This window comes from Paraburkholderia sp. HC6.4b (assembly GCF_014200875.1).
Taxonomy (GTDB): Bacteria; Pseudomonadota; Gammaproteobacteria; order Burkholderiales; family Burkholderiaceae; genus Paraburkholderia; species Paraburkholderia tuberum.
The window spans coordinates 1-14801 of record NZ_JACHDC010000021.1 but is presented as its reverse complement, the minus strand read 5'-3'; the positions used below and the strand labels follow the sequence as shown (position 1 = coordinate 14801).

Sequence of the window (14801 nt, the reverse complement as noted above, 5' to 3'; positions counted from 1 at the left end):
TTGTGACAAAAATGGCGCGCTTCTAGAATCGGTCGCAATCACGTTGCAGACGATTCGCCTGAACGCCGCGCCGAGCATCGAGCCATCGAGCCTCGCGGCCCTCCGCCCCTTCACCCATCCCCCGCATCGGAGACATCGACATGAGCCGCAACCAGGCCATCGAGCTTGCCACCCGGCACTTCGAATCCGGCGCTTTTCTCGCCGATCTGAACCGTCGCGTCGGTTTTCGCACCGAAAGCCAGGAAAGCGATCGCGGCGCACTGCTGCTGTCCTATCTGACCGACGAAATCCAGCCCGAAGCGGAGCGCCTCGGCTTCAGCACGCGCATCGTCGATAACCCGGTCGATGGCTTCGGTCCGTTCCTGATCGCCAACCGTCACGAAGGCCATCATCTGCCGACCGTGCTGATCTACGGCCACGGCGACGTCGTGCGCGGCTACGACAGCCAGTGGCGCGCGCCGCTGACGCCGTGGGCGGTGACCGTGGAAGGCGAGCGCTGGTTCGGTCGCGGCACCGCCGACAACAAAGGCCAGCACTCGATCAACCTCGCCGCGCTCGCGAGCACGCTCGCCGCGCGCGACGGCAAACTCGGCTTCAACACGAAGCTGTTGATCGAGATGGGCGAGGAAACCGGCTCGCCGGGGCTCGACGCGATCTGCCATGCGCATCGCGACGAACTCGCCGCCGACGTGCTGATCGCCTCCGACGGTCCGCGTCTCGCAGCGCGTCGTCCGACCGTGTTTCTCGGCTCGCGCGGCGCGGTCAATTTCAGGCTGTCGCTGAACCTGCGCGACGGCGCGCATCACTCGGGCAACTGGGGCGGCTTGCTGCGCAATCCGGCGACGATGCTCGCCAACGCGCTCGCGAGTCTCGTCGATGCGCGCGGCGTGATCGCAGTCGACGGCCTGCGTCCGCCGCCGATCCCCGAGGCCGTGCGCCGCGCACTTGCCGACATCACGGTGGGCAACGGTCCGGGCGACCCCACCGTCGACGATAACTGGGGCGAGCCGGGTCTTTCCGCGCCCGAGCGCGTGTTCGGCTGGAACAGCTTCGAAGTGCTGGCTTTCAAGGCGGGCAATCCGGAGAACCCGGTCAACGCGATTCCGCCGTCGGCGTTCGCGGTCTGCCAGTTGCGTTTCGTGGTCGGCACCGATTGGGAAAACCTCGGCGAGCACCTGCGCGCGCATCTCGATGCGCACGGTTTTCAGCTGGTCGAAATCGACGTCGAACGCGGCGCGCCAGCCACGCGGCTGGATCCCGACGATCCGTGGGTCACGTGGGCGATCGCGTCGCTCGAAGCAACCACCGGCAAGAAGACCGCGCTGCTGCCGAATCTCGGCGGCACGCTGCCGAACGAGGTATTCGCCGACACGCTCGGTCTGCCGACGATCTGGGTGCCGCATTCTTATCCGGCCTGCTCGCAGCATGCGCCGAACGAGCACCTTCTGGCTCCGGTGGTGCGCGAGGGCCTGCAGATGATGGCGGGACTGTTCTGGGATCTCGGCGAGAATTCGCCGCTTGCGGCGAAGCGCGAGACGGTGGATACGGCAAAGGCCGCGGGTTGAGTTCGGCCGACGCCGAGTGATTCGCCGCGCCTTGCGCGGCCGCCCCGGCAATCGACCGGGGCCACCGCGGCAAGCGCGTCGCGCTTACCTCGACATCAAGGCGCCGGATTCGGCTGCAGCTCGTGCAGCCTGTCGATTTCCGCCAGCACTTCCGGCGACAGCTTCACGTCCGCGCTGGCGATGTTTTCCTTCAATTGTTCGAGCGAGGTCGCGCCGATCAGATTGCTGGTCACGAACGGCCGGCTATTGACGAACGCGAGCGCGAATTGCGCGGGGGTCATGCCGTGGCGCTTCGCGAGCTCGACGTAACGCGTGGTCGCCTGCACGGCTTGCGGCTTGCTATAGCGCTGGAAGCGCTCGAACAGCGTGATGCGCGCGCCCGCAGGACGCGCGCCGCCTTCGTACTTGCCCGACAGCCAGCCGAACGCGAGCGGTGAATACGCGAGCAGACCGATGTTGTCGCGATGCGCGTACTCGGACAGACCCACTTCGTACGTGCGGTTCAACAGGCTGTACGGATTCTGGATGCTGACGATGCGCGGCAAGCCGAGTCTTTCGGCCGCGCGCAGAAACTGCGCGACGCCCCACGGCGTTTCGTTCGACACGCCGATATGGCGCACCTTGCCAGCCTTCACGAATTCGGCGAGTACCGTCAGCGTTTCCTCGATCGGCACCGTGTACGCGTCGTCGACCCACGGATACGACGGACGGCCGAACGTCATCGTGCTGCGATCGGGCCAGTGCAGCTGATACAGATCGACGTAGTCCGTTTGCAGACGTTCGAGGCTGTCGTTGAGCGCCTCGGTCAGGTTCTTGCGATCGAACTGGTTGCCCTCGCCGCGAATATGACGCGGATTGTGCGGCTGACGCGCGGGGCCCGCGATCTTGGTGGCGAGCACGATCTTCTCGCGCGCGCTCTTGTGCTGCGCGAGCCACGTGCCGATGTAGCGCTCCGTCGAGCCTTGCGTTTCGGCGCGCGGCGGCACCGGATACATTTCCGCGGTGTCGATCAGGTTCACGCCGTGATCGAGCGCGTAGTCGATCTGCGCGTGCGCTTCCTGCTCGGTGTTCTGCTCGCCCCACGTCATCGTGCCGAGACCAATCAGGCTAACCTGCACGTCGGAGTCGCCGAGTCTGCGGTATTCCATCTAACTTGTCCTGTTGAAGAGGTGAACGGAAAGCGCAGACGTTACCACGCCGACGCATTACCTGCAGCAAGGCTAGAATGCGGGGCCATGCGTTGCAGCGCGCCGCCTGGTGCTTGCGCGTTGCGCGCTTTGCGCTCTCGATGCGCGTTTCATCATGACTTCGTTGCCATGAATCACGAACACCTCGAATTGCTGGTCACGCGCGTGATGCCCTACGGGAAATATAAAGGCTGCGTGATCGCCGACCTGCCCGGCCACTATCTGAACTGGTTCGCGAGCCAGGGCTTTCCGCCCGGCGAGATTGGCCGTCTGCTCGCGTTGATGCACGAGATCGATCACAACGGTTTGAAACCGCTGCTCGATCCCTTGCGCAAACCGAAGCCCCTGGAGCGTTGAGACCGTCGCCGTGAAAGCGTTGCCAGGCCGGCTGAAAGTCGCGGCGCAGGCAAACTGCAAGCAATGTAGGACAGTACAAATTCATACAGGTTTTTTCTTGCGGATCGCGTTTGCGTGGCCTTTAATCGGCATAGGTCGTCGCGCTGTGAAACGTCGAGAGTGAAGCGGATCAGTCGTCATTCGCTGAACAATTTCGATATGTTCCGGCGCCGTGCGATCCCCCGCCTTCGTGACTCCCTGCATATCCATGTCGCAATTCAGCCTGTCGGCGTTGCTCGAATTCATCGGCCACGATCTGTCGCCGGTGCGCGCGGTCATCCTGTTCTTCGTGATCGGCTACGTCGTGGTCGGACTGCCTGTGCATTTTCGCCAGGGCGCGGCCTCGCGCGACATCTGGGGCACGGCCGCCGGCGTAACGATGGCCGCGATCTACGCGGCGTTCATTGCCGGCGTGTACCCGTGGCTGCATCACGTATCGGTGATCGCGCGTTGAGCGTCGGCCGCCGTCAGGTCGGGGCCGAGACCTTCCCATAGCGGTTCACGCAATTCGCCTCGCGGCTGCCAGCGCCGCATCGACGTTCGATACGACGGTCGGCGCATCTGTGCGGAACTCGCGGTACTGACACGCCGCATCGTCTCGCGAAATGCGAGGCAATGTTCGTCTCACTCGAGCCCGCAATGCGCGAGCATGCGACGCACGTTCGTTTCGCAAGCGTCGACCAGCTCCTCGTGCTCGATCTCGATCATCACGCCCGCGAGTAGAACGCGCCGCCAGCGCGTTATCAACGCATCGTACGCGCGCTGACAGCGGCCCAGCTCGCCGAGGTGGCAGCCGAACGACACGTCGTAAAAATGCGCGAGAAAATCGATAGACAGAATGTAATGGCGAGTGGCGGCCATGATCGATCCGCGCGTTCGGCAGCGCGAGATGAATGAGGCCGACGTTGATGAAGTTGAACGGGTATTTGTCGGCAAAGCGCGCGAGGGCGCCAAGCGATTCCGCCTCGTTGTCGCGCATGCCCTGGCGATACAGCACGTTGCCTTTGAGCAGATGATCGAACGGGGCGGGCACGCGAATCGCTTCCGACTTAAACGACGAATCGTCCGATGGAAGTTAGCAGCCACGCCCGTCAGTAACGTATCAGATCGTTAACGAAGTGTTACCGCAACACCGCTCGGTAATACGCGAGAAGATTGGCGAAACGGTCGAACGTCGCGGCAACGGCTCGCGTGGTCGAAGCCCCGAGCGCGCACCGCCGCGCCGGCGCGGGTAACGCTCGGACACAAACGCGGCTGAACTCCGTTGCGCGCGGTTTTTCTGAGGTTTACGTGAAGGAGAAAATCGTGACCAGGCTCATTGCATCGATGACGCTGCTAGCGGCCGCGGCAGCGAGCATTACTGGATGCGTCGTCGCGCCGCCAGCGGACTACGGCTATGCGCAACCCTACTATCCCTACGCGTATGGACCGCCTTACTACGGACCGGCGTACGGCTCGGTTGGTATCTATGGCGGTTTCGGAGGGTCGTGCTGCTATTACGGACATGGGTATTGGCACGGGCGCGGTGGATGGCATGGCGGTGGCGGGCACGGCGGGCACGGCGGATGGCATGGCGGGGACGGCGGATGGCACGGTGGCGGATACGGCGGCATGCACGGCGGCGGCAGTTCGTGGAGCAGTGGTGGCGGGATGGGGGGACATGGACACTAAGGCATTGACGCATTGACGAACCGGTGCCCGCCTCTGTCGCGACAGTGATATGGCTCCAGCGCGCCCGGCGGTTTCTGGCCTTGCGGTAAAATTATTGTTTTGATTCAAGCCGCCTGGCCGCTCCATGTCTTTACCTCGCACTCCCAGCCCCCGCCGCGTGTCCGTTGCCCCGATGATGGACTGGACGGATCGTCATTGCCGCTCGCTGCATCGAATGATTTCGCGCCATACCTGGCTTTACACGGAAATGGTGACGACCGGCGCGCTGCTGCACGGCGACGTGCCGCGTCATCTCGCATTCACGCCCGACGAAGCGCCGGTCGCGCTGCAACTCGGCGGCAGCGAGCCCGACGATCTCGCGCGTTCGGCCAAGCTCGGCGAGCAATGGGGCTATGACGAAATCAACCTGAATTGCGGCTGCCCATCCGAGCGCGTGCAACGCGGCGCGTTCGGCGCATGCCTGATGACCGAGCCGCAACTCGTCGCCGATTGCGTGAAGGCGATGCGCGACGTCGTATCGGTGCCAGTCACGGTCAAGCACCGCATCGGCGTCGATACGGTCGAGGAATACGGCTTCGTCCGCGATTTTGTCGGCACGATCGCACAATCCGGCTGTGAGGTCTTTATCGTTCATGCGCGCAACGCGATCCTGAAGGGCCTGAGCCCGAAGGAAAACCGCGAGATTCCGCCGCTCAAGTACGACTACGCGTATCAGTTGAAGCGCGATTTTCCGCAGCTGGAAATCGTCATCAATGGCGGTATCAAGACGCTCGACGAAGTCGACGCGCATCTTCAGCACGTCGACGGCGTGATGCTCGGGCGCGAGGCGTATCACAACCCCTACCTGCTCGCCGATGTCGACGCGCGCTTCTACGACTCCGCGCAGGCGCCGCTGACGCGCGAGCAGGTCGAAGCGAAACTGATCGAGTATTGCGCGACCGAAATGGCGCGCGGCACCTATCTCGGCGCGATCATGCGCCATGCGCTTGGGCTGTATCGCGGCGAAGCGGGTGCGCGTGGTTGGCGTCGAGTTTTGTCCGACAGCAAGCGACTTGCGGCCCGTGATCTGACCATCTTCGACGAAGCAAGACAGTATCTGCGCGAGCCCATCGAAATTTTTGAATAAAGGACTAGGCAAACCACCACCTAGTCCCTATAATCTCGTTTCTTCGTCGGCGAGACAGGTTTTTAGAGTAAGTCAAGCGGATGTTAGTGGTGGCTGTAGCTCAGTTGGTAGAGTCCAGGATTGTGATTCCTGTCGTCGTGGGTTCGAGTCCCATCAGCCACCCCAGAGAATTCAAGCGTATCAAGTAGTTACGCCTCAAAAGCCGTTCCGGAATGTGAAATTCGGAACGGCTTTTGTGTTTTCGGAATCGGCTACTCCACTGCTCGATCTGGTGCATACCGACGTCAATGGATCATTGGTTTCACGGGGTACGGCCCCACGGTGCCGTCGCATGCATTTGGGAGACGGCTAGCCTCGTCGTTTGATTATTCTGACGAATGCTTCGCAAATCTGACACAAGGCGATGACGAGCTCCACCTGTGCTCCGGCCGCTCCCAGATCCAGCGGCGCCTGCATGACAGGATAAACCGGAAGTTGGAGTCGCCCTTCAAGCTGCTTGTAATCCCGTGCTTGCTCCAGGTATCTCCTCACCTGACCTAATACCTCGCTCACTCGTTTTCTAACTTTGTCATCTTTGGACAGAACCTCGTTATGTTCAATGTCCCTGACAAGCGATGCCATCTCCCGATACCACGCTGTGACTTCCGCTTCGGGTAGCCCGCAAACAGCGTCATAAAAGTTCTGCAAGTCTGACGCGTGAGCTACGGAGACGATTGATTTCGATCGGATGGACTGATGTTTAACTTTCTCCCGACCTTGAACTCTTAGGTACGTGCCTTGAGGTTTGGGCATGATTCCGTCCTCTGTCGACATCTGTGACGGGCAATCCTCGACAGTCGCGTCGAAGCTGTTATCCACTGAGCGCCGGGCGATATCGCTCAAGATTCACGAACACCGCGGCTCATGAGCTGATTCACAGAGTTCCGCCTGTCGCGTGGCTCCGAGCTGTCGCATCAAGTTCCTGAGTTGCGCGACATTACGATAGCAGGACGTGGGTGCGCGCTGCGAGATTTCGTGGACGACCACTATTGGAGGGGACTCGAACCCCGACATTTCAGTGTAGATAAAGGCCCTGACGAACGACGCTGGCAAAAGGCTGGCAAACGAGTTGCCACTCCAGAGTACTCACGAAATCGTTACTTTCCCTGCTAGGCAACCTTGCATCACTACGAAGGGTTGCAACAGAGGATTAATGAAGCGAAACCGAAAACGTCGCGCAGTGCCGATCTTTTTCAGAATGGGACCGCGCTTTTCCTCCGAAAATTCGTTCAGGTGCTGCGAAAAACTCGGAATTTGATAGTCCTTCCCGGTGATGTCTTGAATCGGCTTGCGAATGTCCTGCGCGGCAAAGTACCCCATCTGATCCACAGGCGCCAGCGCACACGCCAGTAGGACGTCGGAAAACAAATTGTCCTTCCGAGGGCTCATCGTAGCCAGATGGTAAGCGCTCAGGATGGATTGTTGAGCGTTGCGCACGGCTTGCTCAATGGCTTTTTCAACCGCCTCAATGCCAATTTCCGTCTGTCCGCTCTCGATTGTTTTGCGCGCCGAGTACAGGCAGATGAGATGTGTATAGTGCGGCAGTCCTTGCGACAAAACCCGAATAGCCTTCTGCGCAGTTCCGGTGATTGTCAAACGAAGTTGCTGGGTTCCGTTCGTAATAACTTCGGTAATTTCGCTCTCCGACATTCTCGGCATCGGAACCTGGACCATCGCCCGCTCGACGGACGCATGCTCTTTTATGAGCTCAGCTACCGTATCTGCGACTCCTACCATGATGATAGTCGCGTCGACGCCGTGATCCGACAGGGTTTTGACAGTATCAGCAACGGAGTGCTTGACCGCGTCCGATAATCGATCGAACTCGTCAAGAATGATGATCGGGATGTAGAAGCGCGAGACAATCGACAAACCCCGGCGCACATTGTCGGGTGTGAATTTTCCATCCACCAGCGATCGACCGTCTATTTGCTGAGGGACTGAGACTGCGGGATTGAAGCCGATCCCTTGACCTGTCTGTTGTACCAAGGATATTTCGCGAAACACCTTCTCGAATACAGACTCGAACGTGTCGGACGAGTCGCAGTTGATCCGAGGCGTGATAGCGGGACGCCCACCGGCGTACGGCAAAAATTCGGCCAATACATTGGCAAGTGATGTCTTGCCAACCCCGCGCTCTCCAAAAATGATCGCGTGCTGCCCTTTCTGGTTCACTGCATCGATGACCTGGCGGAGCTGCTCGTGACGGCCAGCAAATAAGGCCTTAACGTCGACTGGAGCTGTAGGAGTGAAGACCTTGCTCACTTCCAGTGATCGTTGAAGAACGTCGCCGCTAGGAAAGTCGCTCATTTACACATACGCCGCTGTTGAAGATGGGCCAATATAGCACGTTCTTGGGCAATTATAAGCAACGCCGCTGTATCCCATGGGCCTAAACACCCGTTCCCACGAGCAAGATCGATCCGTCGCTATAATTGGCGATCCGGCAAGAGACTCAGACTAATGCGCAACATTAACCTATAGGTTAAAATATTGAGCTACTTCGTGATCGAGAATGATAAGCTCAAGGTCGCGGCGCTCGCTGACCCGAGCGAGATCTACGGCGTTGTAGTACCGGCCATCGCATTCTTGATGCAGAAGGCGAAGGAGGGGCAGTACCGCGCATCGGCGCTGGGCTTCAAGCCTGTATTCAAGCGCTACGCTGCTGGGGAGCAACTTCCTTCGGCCCTGTTTCATGAGGCCAACAAAGAAAAGAAGGTATGGGAGTTCATCAAAGGTGACCTGCGCGTTTTCGGCTTCAAGGACTCCCGCGGCAGCATCATGCTGACCGGGGCATGCATCAAGAAAGGCCAAAAAGCCGACCCCGCAGAGGTCGAGCGCGCGTCGCGCGCCCGCAGTGACTTTGGCGACCAAGTAATTTAGAGAGAGACGCAAAACATGAACGAGCTCGTTGCACAACCGGACGAGGCGCCCGGCCCCCAGGAGCTTAATTGGTATCACGCGGCCGAGACAGATTGGACGGACGAACTAAAGCTGGATTTCGCACTGTCCGTCGATCGAGAGCTCAGGCGTTGCAGTTTGACGCGTAGCGATCTCGCACGTTCGATTGGGACAAGCCCGGCCTGGGTCACAAAGGTACTGCGAGGCGATGCAAATCCGACTATCGAGACGATGCAGAAGATCGCCTCAGCGGTCGAGTCCAATGTTCACGTGCATTTAGCCCCTAAAGGTTGTGTCGGGGTTTGGGTAGAGGTCAAAGAGCGTGCTGACTCGGCACCGATTTCCGCTGCCGGGTACGTATTGAAAAAGCCGAATGCCTTTGGCGCGGTAGTCCCAAGCACGCCCAGTATATCGTCCGCCCCAAGTACCTACCTGGCCTTGGACATCACGCAAAGCAGTCCAGCACTTCTGAAGATAGTCAAACCGGAGTAATCGCATGAGCCGCAGCATTTCCGTCAACGAAAATGGCGCTAATTTCGTGCTGGACTTCCCGGACAGCACTCCCGATAACTTTGCGGATGGCGTCTCTCAGCTGTTAATTGGCTGGCCGACCAGCAAGGTCGTTTTCCATACGCTAACGCAGCCTGCGTCGAAGGCCGATCCCCAAGAGCAGAGACAATGCGCGCTCAGGCTGACCGTACCGACGCCGGTCCTTCTGGAACTCGCGCAACAGATTGTGGGGGCTCTGGCGCACAACAATCAGTCGTTGACCGAGGCGGCCAGCAAGTACAGCGACAACTTCACTCAGGCGCTACCGGTCGCTTGAGGCGCGAATGTCGCGTGCGCGCTACACGACACCATCAATGGCGGTAGGTTACGCTGCCATCTGGTGCTCGTAGTACGGCCGCTCCCGATCCTCCAGAATCGCATCAAGTGCGGCGAAAGTCGCCGGATCGGGTTCAGTCATGCGTCGACGTTCTCGCGCCTAATCTGCAGACTGAGCCTAACTTCGGACGAGGCCACGTCACGGTGCACGCAATCGCCCTACCGGAACTCGCGCATTCTGACCTGCCGTAACCAAGTCTGAGCATCATGCTCGACCTGTTTAAGACGATCGTCCAGAACGGGAACGCGAATGTGCACGAGGCAGAAGTCCGATTTTGAAGCCAGTATCAGCACGTCGTCGTAGACATAGGCGGTAGCATCCTCTTTCCCATCACCGACGCTGATGGAACGCCGCAGCCGAGCGTAAGATCCGGAATAGTTTGAAACGAGTCGCTCAACATCAATCCGTCCTTCGCCGGACACCCCAAATACATAGAACAAAAGCCTCCCGAAAAGCAGGCCCGTTTCAGGCGTGACCCTGGTCAGGCTCTCCATGCCATTACCGACCAGCTGAAGAGGAATCTCTGTGTAGTAGAGAAATCTATCCTCCAACTCGCCCCCGATCCTCTCAATTTTTTCCTCTCTCTGCTGTTCACTCAAATTTTCAAAAATTGTGTCCTGCTCTTGCGACGTGAATGCTCCCTTGAAAAACACCTGAAGTGGAAATGAACGCTCCCTAAGTTGACGAAAGCGCTCATCAACTAGGTTATTCGACAGTCCATGGAATTCCGAGTTAGCCACATCCTGAGCCGCATCCAATCCCTTAAATGCTAAACTGTTTCCGTCTTTGTTAATCGATTTCATCAGTTCCTGCGCCCGCTCGCGCGAAATCACCGAAATTTGAATATATGGTGTCAAGAAGCCTTGTTTTCTATTTTGGTATTGAATATGTATCGCTGGATCATCCAATGTCCAGATTTTCGGAGGATTCTTATTATTGAAAATGAATGTCGCTGGCATCGCTGCTGATATTTCCGCATCTGTCGCGCCAATAAGAGTTGCTAACAATGTAAGATCATTTGCTTTAAACGGCTTCCAACCTGCCGGCAGAGGGGCAACGAATAGACGGTCATCGAACAAAGAAGTCAGTCCCGATGTGTCATATGAAGGCCCGATCACGAATTCATCGATCGCCAACGTCCTATTTTGATCGCCCACTATTTCCGTTGAAGTGAGCGAGGCCGTTAAAGTGGCATTCTTCTCTTTCAAGGCATCTAGGTCCGGGGAGAACCGCTGCCCAACCGCAAACGTGGCTCCTATTACGGCGAACAGCACCGCCCCTATACCGGCCAGTTCGCTCGCAGTGAGTTGTCGGAAAATTGTCCAAAACGAAGTCTCCGACAGATGATCCTTTTGAGATTCTTTTCCTTCTGTGTTTTCTGCATCGCTCATGGTCTGCACCGTGCTCATGCGGGAGAGTTACCGGAGAAACAGATAGCAAAGCCAAGCTCACAATAAGAATAGACAATCTACGACGAATTCATGCGGGCGGAACTGGCTGCGAGTTTCGGACGGCCAAAGCAACGCATGAATGTCCGAGCGGCACTATGTCCGAAGGGGAGTTATGGGCCGCTCGCGGTGGCGCTCACCGTGAGCCAACTCGTCCCAGCCACTGGCTAGCGCAGCCAGGCGCGTTCTCGTCCAACCGAGCGCGGACCGCCGTCCAGCAGGCTATACTGTATATCCATACAGTACTGATTCCATGTCCCACATCCGCTACCCGGACGCCGCGACTGACCGCCCCTGCCGTTTCTGCGAGCATTGGGGCGGCGACATCGCGGGCGGATTCCACGCTCTGTGTCTGAAAGGAGGGATGAGGCAGGTACAAGCTCAGCCCAGAGCGCGGATGCGTCTATTGGGTCAGAGCCGTCGGCGCCAATGACGACTCGACTCAAGATGATCAAGCGAGCAGGAAAAAGGCTCGGCGCTAGCCCACTTCGGGGCAGCCGGCTTCCAGGTGCACCGCCAGCTTGCGAATAGCTTTTTCCGTCGATAGAATCGTTTCCCGTTACAAATTGTAACAACCATAAATCCACAATACGGGAAGCAAAATGAAAAAAGCGACATTGGGGACTCTCGCATGCGTCGCCGCACTCAGCGGCTGCGCATCTATCGTCGGCGGAACGAATCAAGTCGTCTCCGTGCAGACAATAAAGGGGGCCGACGAATTCACCGGCGCTGCTTGCAAACTGGAAAACGACAAGGGGACGTGGTTCATCAAGACGCCCGGATCGGTGACCATTCACCGAGCCTACGGAGATCTGAGTGTGAAATGCGAAAAGGATGGCGTTGATCCGGGCATCGCAACCGTGAAGTCGAGCACGAAGGGCATGGCCTTCGGCAACATCCTTTTCGGTGGGTTGATCGGCGCTGGCGTTGACATGAGCACCGGCGCCGCATACGACTACCCAGCGCTCATTACCGTAAGCATGGGGTTGACCACGATTATTGAGCCGCCGAAGAAGGCCGACGATCAGAAGGCTGCCGCGAGCGATGCATCGCCGGCCGCTGGCCCCACCCTTGCCGCAGCGAAAGACCTGAAGCCAGTCACTAACACCACGAAGTGATCACGTCGCCGGCGCGAGGCTGAGATCACCAATAGCCTCCCGCCGGCATACCTTCTGCATTCCTCTGCATTCGCGGCGACAGGAAGCAGGCGCAGGCTCAGTCAGAGCGGGATGCGTCCATTGGCTAAGAGCGATCGGATCAGACGATGACATCGAAGAGCGTCCACGTCGACGCTAGCCGGGAGCGGAATTTCTGCCCTGCGCGAAAGGCAGCGCGAAGATTTCGGAGTTGTCCGACTGCCCGCCACGGGCAAATCTAAGAGACTTCATTGGCGGGCCGCTTCCCCTGGGTCCGCTTTGTCAGATTGGCATCTTTCCGCCGCCCCTGTCCGGGCGGCGTTTTTTATTGCACATCGATTCCCGATCCTGTGTTCGCATACAGGGGTCGCGACCCGAGCGCGTCCTACCAAAAAAAGGAAATATGGAAATCAAAAACTTTACTGCATGTGATGGTTGGTATTTTGTCGAGCGCGATAGCAAGCTCATTTTCAAGGTGGCAGGATGGGCTCTCCTGGAATCAGGAGACATCGTTGGCATGATCGCGCCCACTGGCGCACGGACCAGCGACCAGCTTCCGCGCCTCACAACGCCTCCTTCTGCGGTTGACGGCCATTATGTACCTGCGGAATGCCTGACCGACCGACAGCAAGCGCTGGCGCGGCGTCTTTGATCGCACCACCGCAGCCATCGCCTCCTGGTCCGGAACAGGCGGCAGAGCCGTGCTGAATGGTTGCTCCTGCCTTCAACGAGGTGCATCAGGACAGTTCGAAATGAACGCCTTGTCGTGGGCGATGATCTGACGCTTCGTTTCGGGCGTATCGTCCGGGCTCGCCGAGATGAACTTCACCCACTCGCAGCCCTTGTCGACGATCTTCGTTTGAATGGGGGGCGTCGACGATTGTTGAGCGGGCTGCAACACCATGCAGCCCGCCAACGACATTGAGACAAGCACCAGCGCGATTTTCATAGCTGCTTGTCCTTTCGCAGTGCGCCGAGCCGCTCGAGTTCGGCATCGAAATCGCCGGGCGCAAGCGCAGCCGCATCCTGGTCGGCCTTCGCGCGATTTGCTATCGCCTGCTCCCCTGCCTGCGCCGCCGCGGCGTTAGCCTGGTCAGCGGCGCTGCGCACTTCTGCCGCCTGCTGTTTTGCCTGTGCTTCACCGGTCTGCGCCTGAGCGACCCTCGTATCAGCAGACTTCGTCTTCAGCCAACCGAACAGGACGCCGCCCGCGAGACCGAAGAGACCAATCAACGCCGGCCACGCTTTCTTCAACAGAACGAACATTTCACACTCCAAAAGCACGGTTGAGTTGCCAGCCATATTCGAACACCTCCTGCGACGGGGTCTTTTCGGCCAGCTCGATATAGCGCACCGACTGCTGCGCACGGATCATGTTCAGCAGCACGTCCCGACCGGCAGCACCCCGTTGCGCGTAAAACGCATTGAGTGCAGCAAGCGTCAGCGGTCCGATACCTCCATCGACGGAAATATCCGAGAAGGCTTTGCCCTGGTTGTTCAGGACATTGAGTGCGCGCTGCACGTACCGCACGCCCATCGCCGGCCCCATATTCACGCCAATATCGAAAAGCTTCTCGGCAAGGTTCGCGTCGATCGCATAGACCTGGTCGAATCTAGGCACGACCCAGTAGCGTTGGCGGTAGACCTCGACGGCCGTCGATCGCGGCATGTCTTTCACCGCCCCGCTATAGCCATACGCACGCGCGGTGGCAGCAGTGATGCCCCAGATGGTTTCGCCACCGTTGTCGGCCGGATTATTCGAATACCCGCCTTCCCGCCCGATGAGCGCGTCGATGAGATCGTCAGGCACGTTTGCCATGTCTCTTCCCTCCTTTGGTCAGGCTGCGCTCGGCACGACAACGCGCTCGCTCGGCGCGGCGGCGCTCGAGCGCGTCGACAAGCGTGCGCCAAAGTGGGCGCAAATCACCGCCGTACAGATACACGACCCACGCAATTCCAATGTTCGGCGTGAGTTCCGATGGCTCAACCGGTGTCTCGTAGTGCCCTGACCAGATTCGCAGTGCCAACGCTGCATACGAGCAGCAGATCGCCGCGCGCAGCCAGCGAACGGGACGCTCGACGGTCGCGCCCCGCGGAATGCTCGCGAAGACGAGTCGCAGCGAGATGTACATCGCGACGATGCCGTTAAGAAGCAGCAGCACGAAGTCCAGACCGTCGCGTGCATGCAGATAGCGCATTGCGATGTACACGTACCGCAACTCGTTCGACAGAAACGCCCACACGTCAGTTAGCAGAGCCATCATCGGATTTCCTCCCCGGCAGTTTTCCCAATGCCCACGATCGCACCTGATCGAGCGTCGCGCCCACGTTCGCCTCGATCCAGCTGAGGATGGGCGGCGACAATTATCTTGGCCGGTCGTTGACGATTGTTTTGGCCGGTGGTGAGGAGTCGGAGGCGGCGTAGCCGCCGGAGACGACGAACCAC

At 59.0% G+C, this 14801-nt stretch carries 20 protein-coding genes and 1 tRNA gene; 12 read left to right on the top strand and 9 right to left on the bottom strand.

Features of this window, described 5'->3' with window-relative positions; genetic code table 11:
• The first annotated feature begins 140 nt into the window (after window positions 1-140).
• A complete protein-coding gene (locus HDG34_RS28855; protein ID WP_184064809.1) occupies window positions 141-1565 on the top strand; it encodes a M20 family metallopeptidase in 1425 nt (474 codons plus the stop codon).
• A gap of 95 nt (window positions 1566-1660) precedes the next feature.
• On the opposite strand, the gene HDG34_RS28850 is transcribed toward HDG34_RS28855, so the two are convergent.
• On the bottom strand, window positions 1661-2713 hold the full coding sequence (locus HDG34_RS28850) for an NADP(H)-dependent aldo-keto reductase (protein WP_184029240.1): 1053 nt from the start codon (window positions 2711-2713) through the stop codon (window positions 1661-1663).
• 168 nt (window positions 2714-2881) lie between these two features.
• Here HDG34_RS28850 and HDG34_RS28845 point away from each other — a divergent pair, with 168 nt between their 5' ends.
• A complete protein-coding gene (locus tag HDG34_RS28845) occupies window positions 2882-3109 on the top strand; it encodes a DUF3820 family protein (RefSeq protein ID WP_184064806.1) in 228 nt (75 codons plus the stop codon).
• A gap of 247 nt (window positions 3110-3356) precedes the next feature.
• Window positions 3357-3602, top strand: a complete 246-nt coding sequence (locus HDG34_RS28840) for a hypothetical protein (protein ID WP_018418199.1) — start codon at window positions 3357-3359, stop codon at window positions 3600-3602.
• A 170-nt stretch (window positions 3603-3772) separates the two neighbouring features.
• Here the strand turns inward: HDG34_RS28840 and HDG34_RS28835 are convergent, their stop codons facing one another.
• Window positions 3773-4009 (bottom strand): sulfotransferase, encoded by a 237-nt coding sequence (locus HDG34_RS28835; protein ID WP_184064803.1) that lies wholly within the window; start codon window positions 4007-4009, stop codon window positions 3773-3775.
• Between HDG34_RS28835 and HDG34_RS28830 the strand changes: the two genes are divergently transcribed.
• The 4 genes from HDG34_RS28830 to HDG34_RS28815 all read left to right on the top strand — a co-directional run bounded on the left by HDG34_RS28830 (window position 4008) and on the right by HDG34_RS28815 (window position 6110).
• Complete coding sequence (locus tag HDG34_RS28830; RefSeq protein WP_184064800.1) at window positions 4008-4262, top strand: hypothetical protein; 255 nt, start codon at window positions 4008-4010, stop codon at window positions 4260-4262. The two genes, HDG34_RS28835 and HDG34_RS28830, sit on opposite strands and share 2 nt — an antisense overlap.
• 191 nt (window positions 4263-4453) lie before the next feature.
• Complete coding sequence (locus tag HDG34_RS28825; RefSeq protein ID WP_184064797.1) at window positions 4454-4819, top strand: hypothetical protein; 366 nt, start codon at window positions 4454-4456, stop codon at window positions 4817-4819.
• 124 nt (window positions 4820-4943) lie between these two features.
• Window positions 4944-5945, top strand: a complete 1002-nt coding sequence (gene dusA / locus HDG34_RS28820; protein WP_184064795.1) for a tRNA dihydrouridine(20/20a) synthase DusA — start codon at window positions 4944-4946, stop codon at window positions 5943-5945.
• Window positions 5946-6034: 89 nt separating this feature from the next.
• Window positions 6035-6110 (top strand) — tRNA-His (locus HDG34_RS28815).
• A gap of 183 nt (window positions 6111-6293) precedes the next feature.
• Here the strand turns inward: HDG34_RS28815 and HDG34_RS28810 are convergent.
• Complete coding sequence (locus tag HDG34_RS28810; protein ID WP_184064792.1) at window positions 6294-6737, bottom strand: hypothetical protein; 444 nt, start codon at window positions 6735-6737, stop codon at window positions 6294-6296.
• Window positions 6738-7070: 333 nt separating this feature from the next.
• Window positions 7071-8294 carry an ATP-binding protein gene (locus tag HDG34_RS28805; protein ID WP_184064789.1) on the bottom strand — a complete coding sequence of 408 codons (1224 nt, stop codon included), beginning with the start codon at window positions 8292-8294 and terminating at the stop codon, window positions 7071-7073.
• Between the two features lie 183 nt (window positions 8295-8477).
• On the opposite strand from HDG34_RS28805, the gene HDG34_RS28800 reads away from it, so the two are divergent.
• Genes HDG34_RS28800 through HDG34_RS28790 form a run of 3 tightly spaced genes read left to right on the top strand, consistent with a single transcriptional unit; the run spans window position 8478 to window position 9711 of the window.
• Window positions 8478-8867, top strand: a complete 390-nt coding sequence (locus HDG34_RS28800; protein WP_184064786.1) for a type II toxin-antitoxin system RelE/ParE family toxin — start codon at window positions 8478-8480, stop codon at window positions 8865-8867.
• Window positions 8868-8882: 15 nt separating this feature from the next.
• Entirely contained in the window at window positions 8883-9377 is a 495-nt protein-coding gene (locus HDG34_RS28795; RefSeq protein WP_184064783.1) for a helix-turn-helix domain-containing protein, read from the top strand.
• A gap of 4 nt (window positions 9378-9381) precedes the next feature.
• A complete protein-coding gene (locus tag HDG34_RS28790) occupies window positions 9382-9711 on the top strand; it encodes a hypothetical protein (protein ID WP_184064780.1) in 330 nt (109 codons plus the stop codon).
• Between the two features lie 218 nt (window positions 9712-9929).
• Here the strand turns inward: HDG34_RS28790 and HDG34_RS28785 are convergent, their stop codons facing one another.
• Window positions 9930-11162 carry a hypothetical protein gene (locus tag HDG34_RS28785; RefSeq protein WP_184064776.1) on the bottom strand — a complete coding sequence of 411 codons (1233 nt, stop codon included), beginning with the start codon at window positions 11160-11162 and terminating at the stop codon, window positions 9930-9932.
• 659 nt (window positions 11163-11821) lie between these two features.
• On the opposite strand from HDG34_RS28785, the gene HDG34_RS28780 reads away from it, so the two are divergent.
• The gene (locus HDG34_RS28780; protein WP_184064773.1) at window positions 11822-12337 is read left to right on the top strand and encodes a hypothetical protein; all 516 of its coding nucleotides are present in this window, start codon (window positions 11822-11824) and stop codon (window positions 12335-12337) included.
• Between the two features lie 421 nt (window positions 12338-12758).
• A complete protein-coding gene (locus HDG34_RS28775) occupies window positions 12759-13007 on the top strand; it encodes a hypothetical protein (protein WP_184064771.1) in 249 nt (82 codons plus the stop codon).
• A 72-nt stretch (window positions 13008-13079) separates the two neighbouring features.
• On the opposite strand, the gene HDG34_RS28770 is transcribed toward HDG34_RS28775, so the two are convergent.
• The 4 genes from HDG34_RS28770 to HDG34_RS28755 are packed head-to-tail and all read right to left on the bottom strand — an operon-like array spanning window position 13080 to window position 14616.
• On the bottom strand, window positions 13080-13304 hold the full coding sequence (locus HDG34_RS28770) for a hypothetical protein (RefSeq protein ID WP_184064768.1): 225 nt from the start codon (window positions 13302-13304) through the stop codon (window positions 13080-13082).
• Window positions 13301-13621, bottom strand: coding sequence for a hypothetical protein (locus HDG34_RS28765; RefSeq protein ID WP_184064765.1), 321 nt, complete (start codon window positions 13619-13621; stop codon window positions 13301-13303). The genes HDG34_RS28770 and HDG34_RS28765 overlap by 4 nt, the downstream gene beginning before the upstream one ends.
• Window position 13622: 1 nt before the next feature.
• Window positions 13623-14174: a glycoside hydrolase family 108 protein gene (locus HDG34_RS28760; RefSeq protein WP_184064762.1), complete on the bottom strand. Its 552-nt coding sequence runs from the start codon at window positions 14172-14174 to the stop codon at window positions 13623-13625.
• Entirely contained in the window at window positions 14158-14616 is a 459-nt protein-coding gene (locus tag HDG34_RS28755) for a hypothetical protein (protein WP_184146158.1), read from the bottom strand. The genes HDG34_RS28760 and HDG34_RS28755 overlap by 17 nt, the downstream gene beginning before the upstream one ends.
• Window positions 14617-14801 lie beyond the last annotated feature (185 nt).

Excerpts from the sequence above, each read along its gene's own strand:
- HDG34_RS28855 (WP_184064809.1), top strand. The coding sequence starts at position 141 with ATGAGCCGCAACCAGGCCATCGAGCTTGCCACCCGGCACTTCGAATCC.
- HDG34_RS28850 (WP_184029240.1), bottom strand. The coding sequence starts at position 2,713 with ATGGAATACCGCAGACTCGGCGACTCCGACGTGCAGGTTAGCCTGATT.
- HDG34_RS28845 (WP_184064806.1), top strand. The coding sequence starts at position 2,882 with ATGAATCACGAACACCTCGAATTGCTGGTCACGCGCGTGATGCCCTAC.
- HDG34_RS28840 (WP_018418199.1), top strand. The coding sequence starts at position 3,357 with ATGTCGCAATTCAGCCTGTCGGCGTTGCTCGAATTCATCGGCCACGAT.
- HDG34_RS28830 (WP_184064800.1), top strand. The coding sequence starts at position 4,008 with ATGATCGATCCGCGCGTTCGGCAGCGCGAGATGAATGAGGCCGACGTT.
- HDG34_RS28835 (WP_184064803.1), bottom strand. The coding sequence starts at position 4,009 with ATGGCCGCCACTCGCCATTACATTCTGTCTATCGATTTTCTCGCGCAT.
- dusA (WP_184064795.1), top strand. The coding sequence starts at position 4,944 with ATGTCTTTACCTCGCACTCCCAGCCCCCGCCGCGTGTCCGTTGCCCCG.
- HDG34_RS28810 (WP_184064792.1), bottom strand. The coding sequence starts at position 6,737 with ATGCCCAAACCTCAAGGCACGTACCTAAGAGTTCAAGGTCGGGAGAAA.
- HDG34_RS28805 (WP_184064789.1), bottom strand. The coding sequence starts at position 8,294 with ATGAGCGACTTTCCTAGCGGCGACGTTCTTCAACGATCACTGGAAGTG.
- HDG34_RS28795 (WP_184064783.1), top strand. The coding sequence starts at position 8,883 with ATGAACGAGCTCGTTGCACAACCGGACGAGGCGCCCGGCCCCCAGGAG.
- HDG34_RS28790 (WP_184064780.1), top strand. The coding sequence starts at position 9,382 with ATGAGCCGCAGCATTTCCGTCAACGAAAATGGCGCTAATTTCGTGCTG.
- HDG34_RS28785 (WP_184064776.1), bottom strand. The coding sequence starts at position 11,162 with ATGAGCGATGCAGAAAACACAGAAGGAAAAGAATCTCAAAAGGATCAT.
- HDG34_RS28780 (WP_184064773.1), top strand. The coding sequence starts at position 11,822 with ATGAAAAAAGCGACATTGGGGACTCTCGCATGCGTCGCCGCACTCAGC.
- HDG34_RS28775 (WP_184064771.1), top strand. The coding sequence starts at position 12,759 with ATGGAAATCAAAAACTTTACTGCATGTGATGGTTGGTATTTTGTCGAG.
- HDG34_RS28770 (WP_184064768.1), bottom strand. The coding sequence starts at position 13,304 with ATGAAAATCGCGCTGGTGCTTGTCTCAATGTCGTTGGCGGGCTGCATG.
- HDG34_RS28765 (WP_184064765.1), bottom strand. The coding sequence starts at position 13,621 with ATGTTCGTTCTGTTGAAGAAAGCGTGGCCGGCGTTGATTGGTCTCTTC.
- HDG34_RS28760 (WP_184064762.1), bottom strand. The coding sequence starts at position 14,174 with ATGGCAAACGTGCCTGACGATCTCATCGACGCGCTCATCGGGCGGGAA.
- HDG34_RS28755 (WP_184146158.1), bottom strand. The coding sequence starts at position 14,616 with ATGGCTCTGCTAACTGACGTGTGGGCGTTTCTGTCGAACGAGTTGCGG.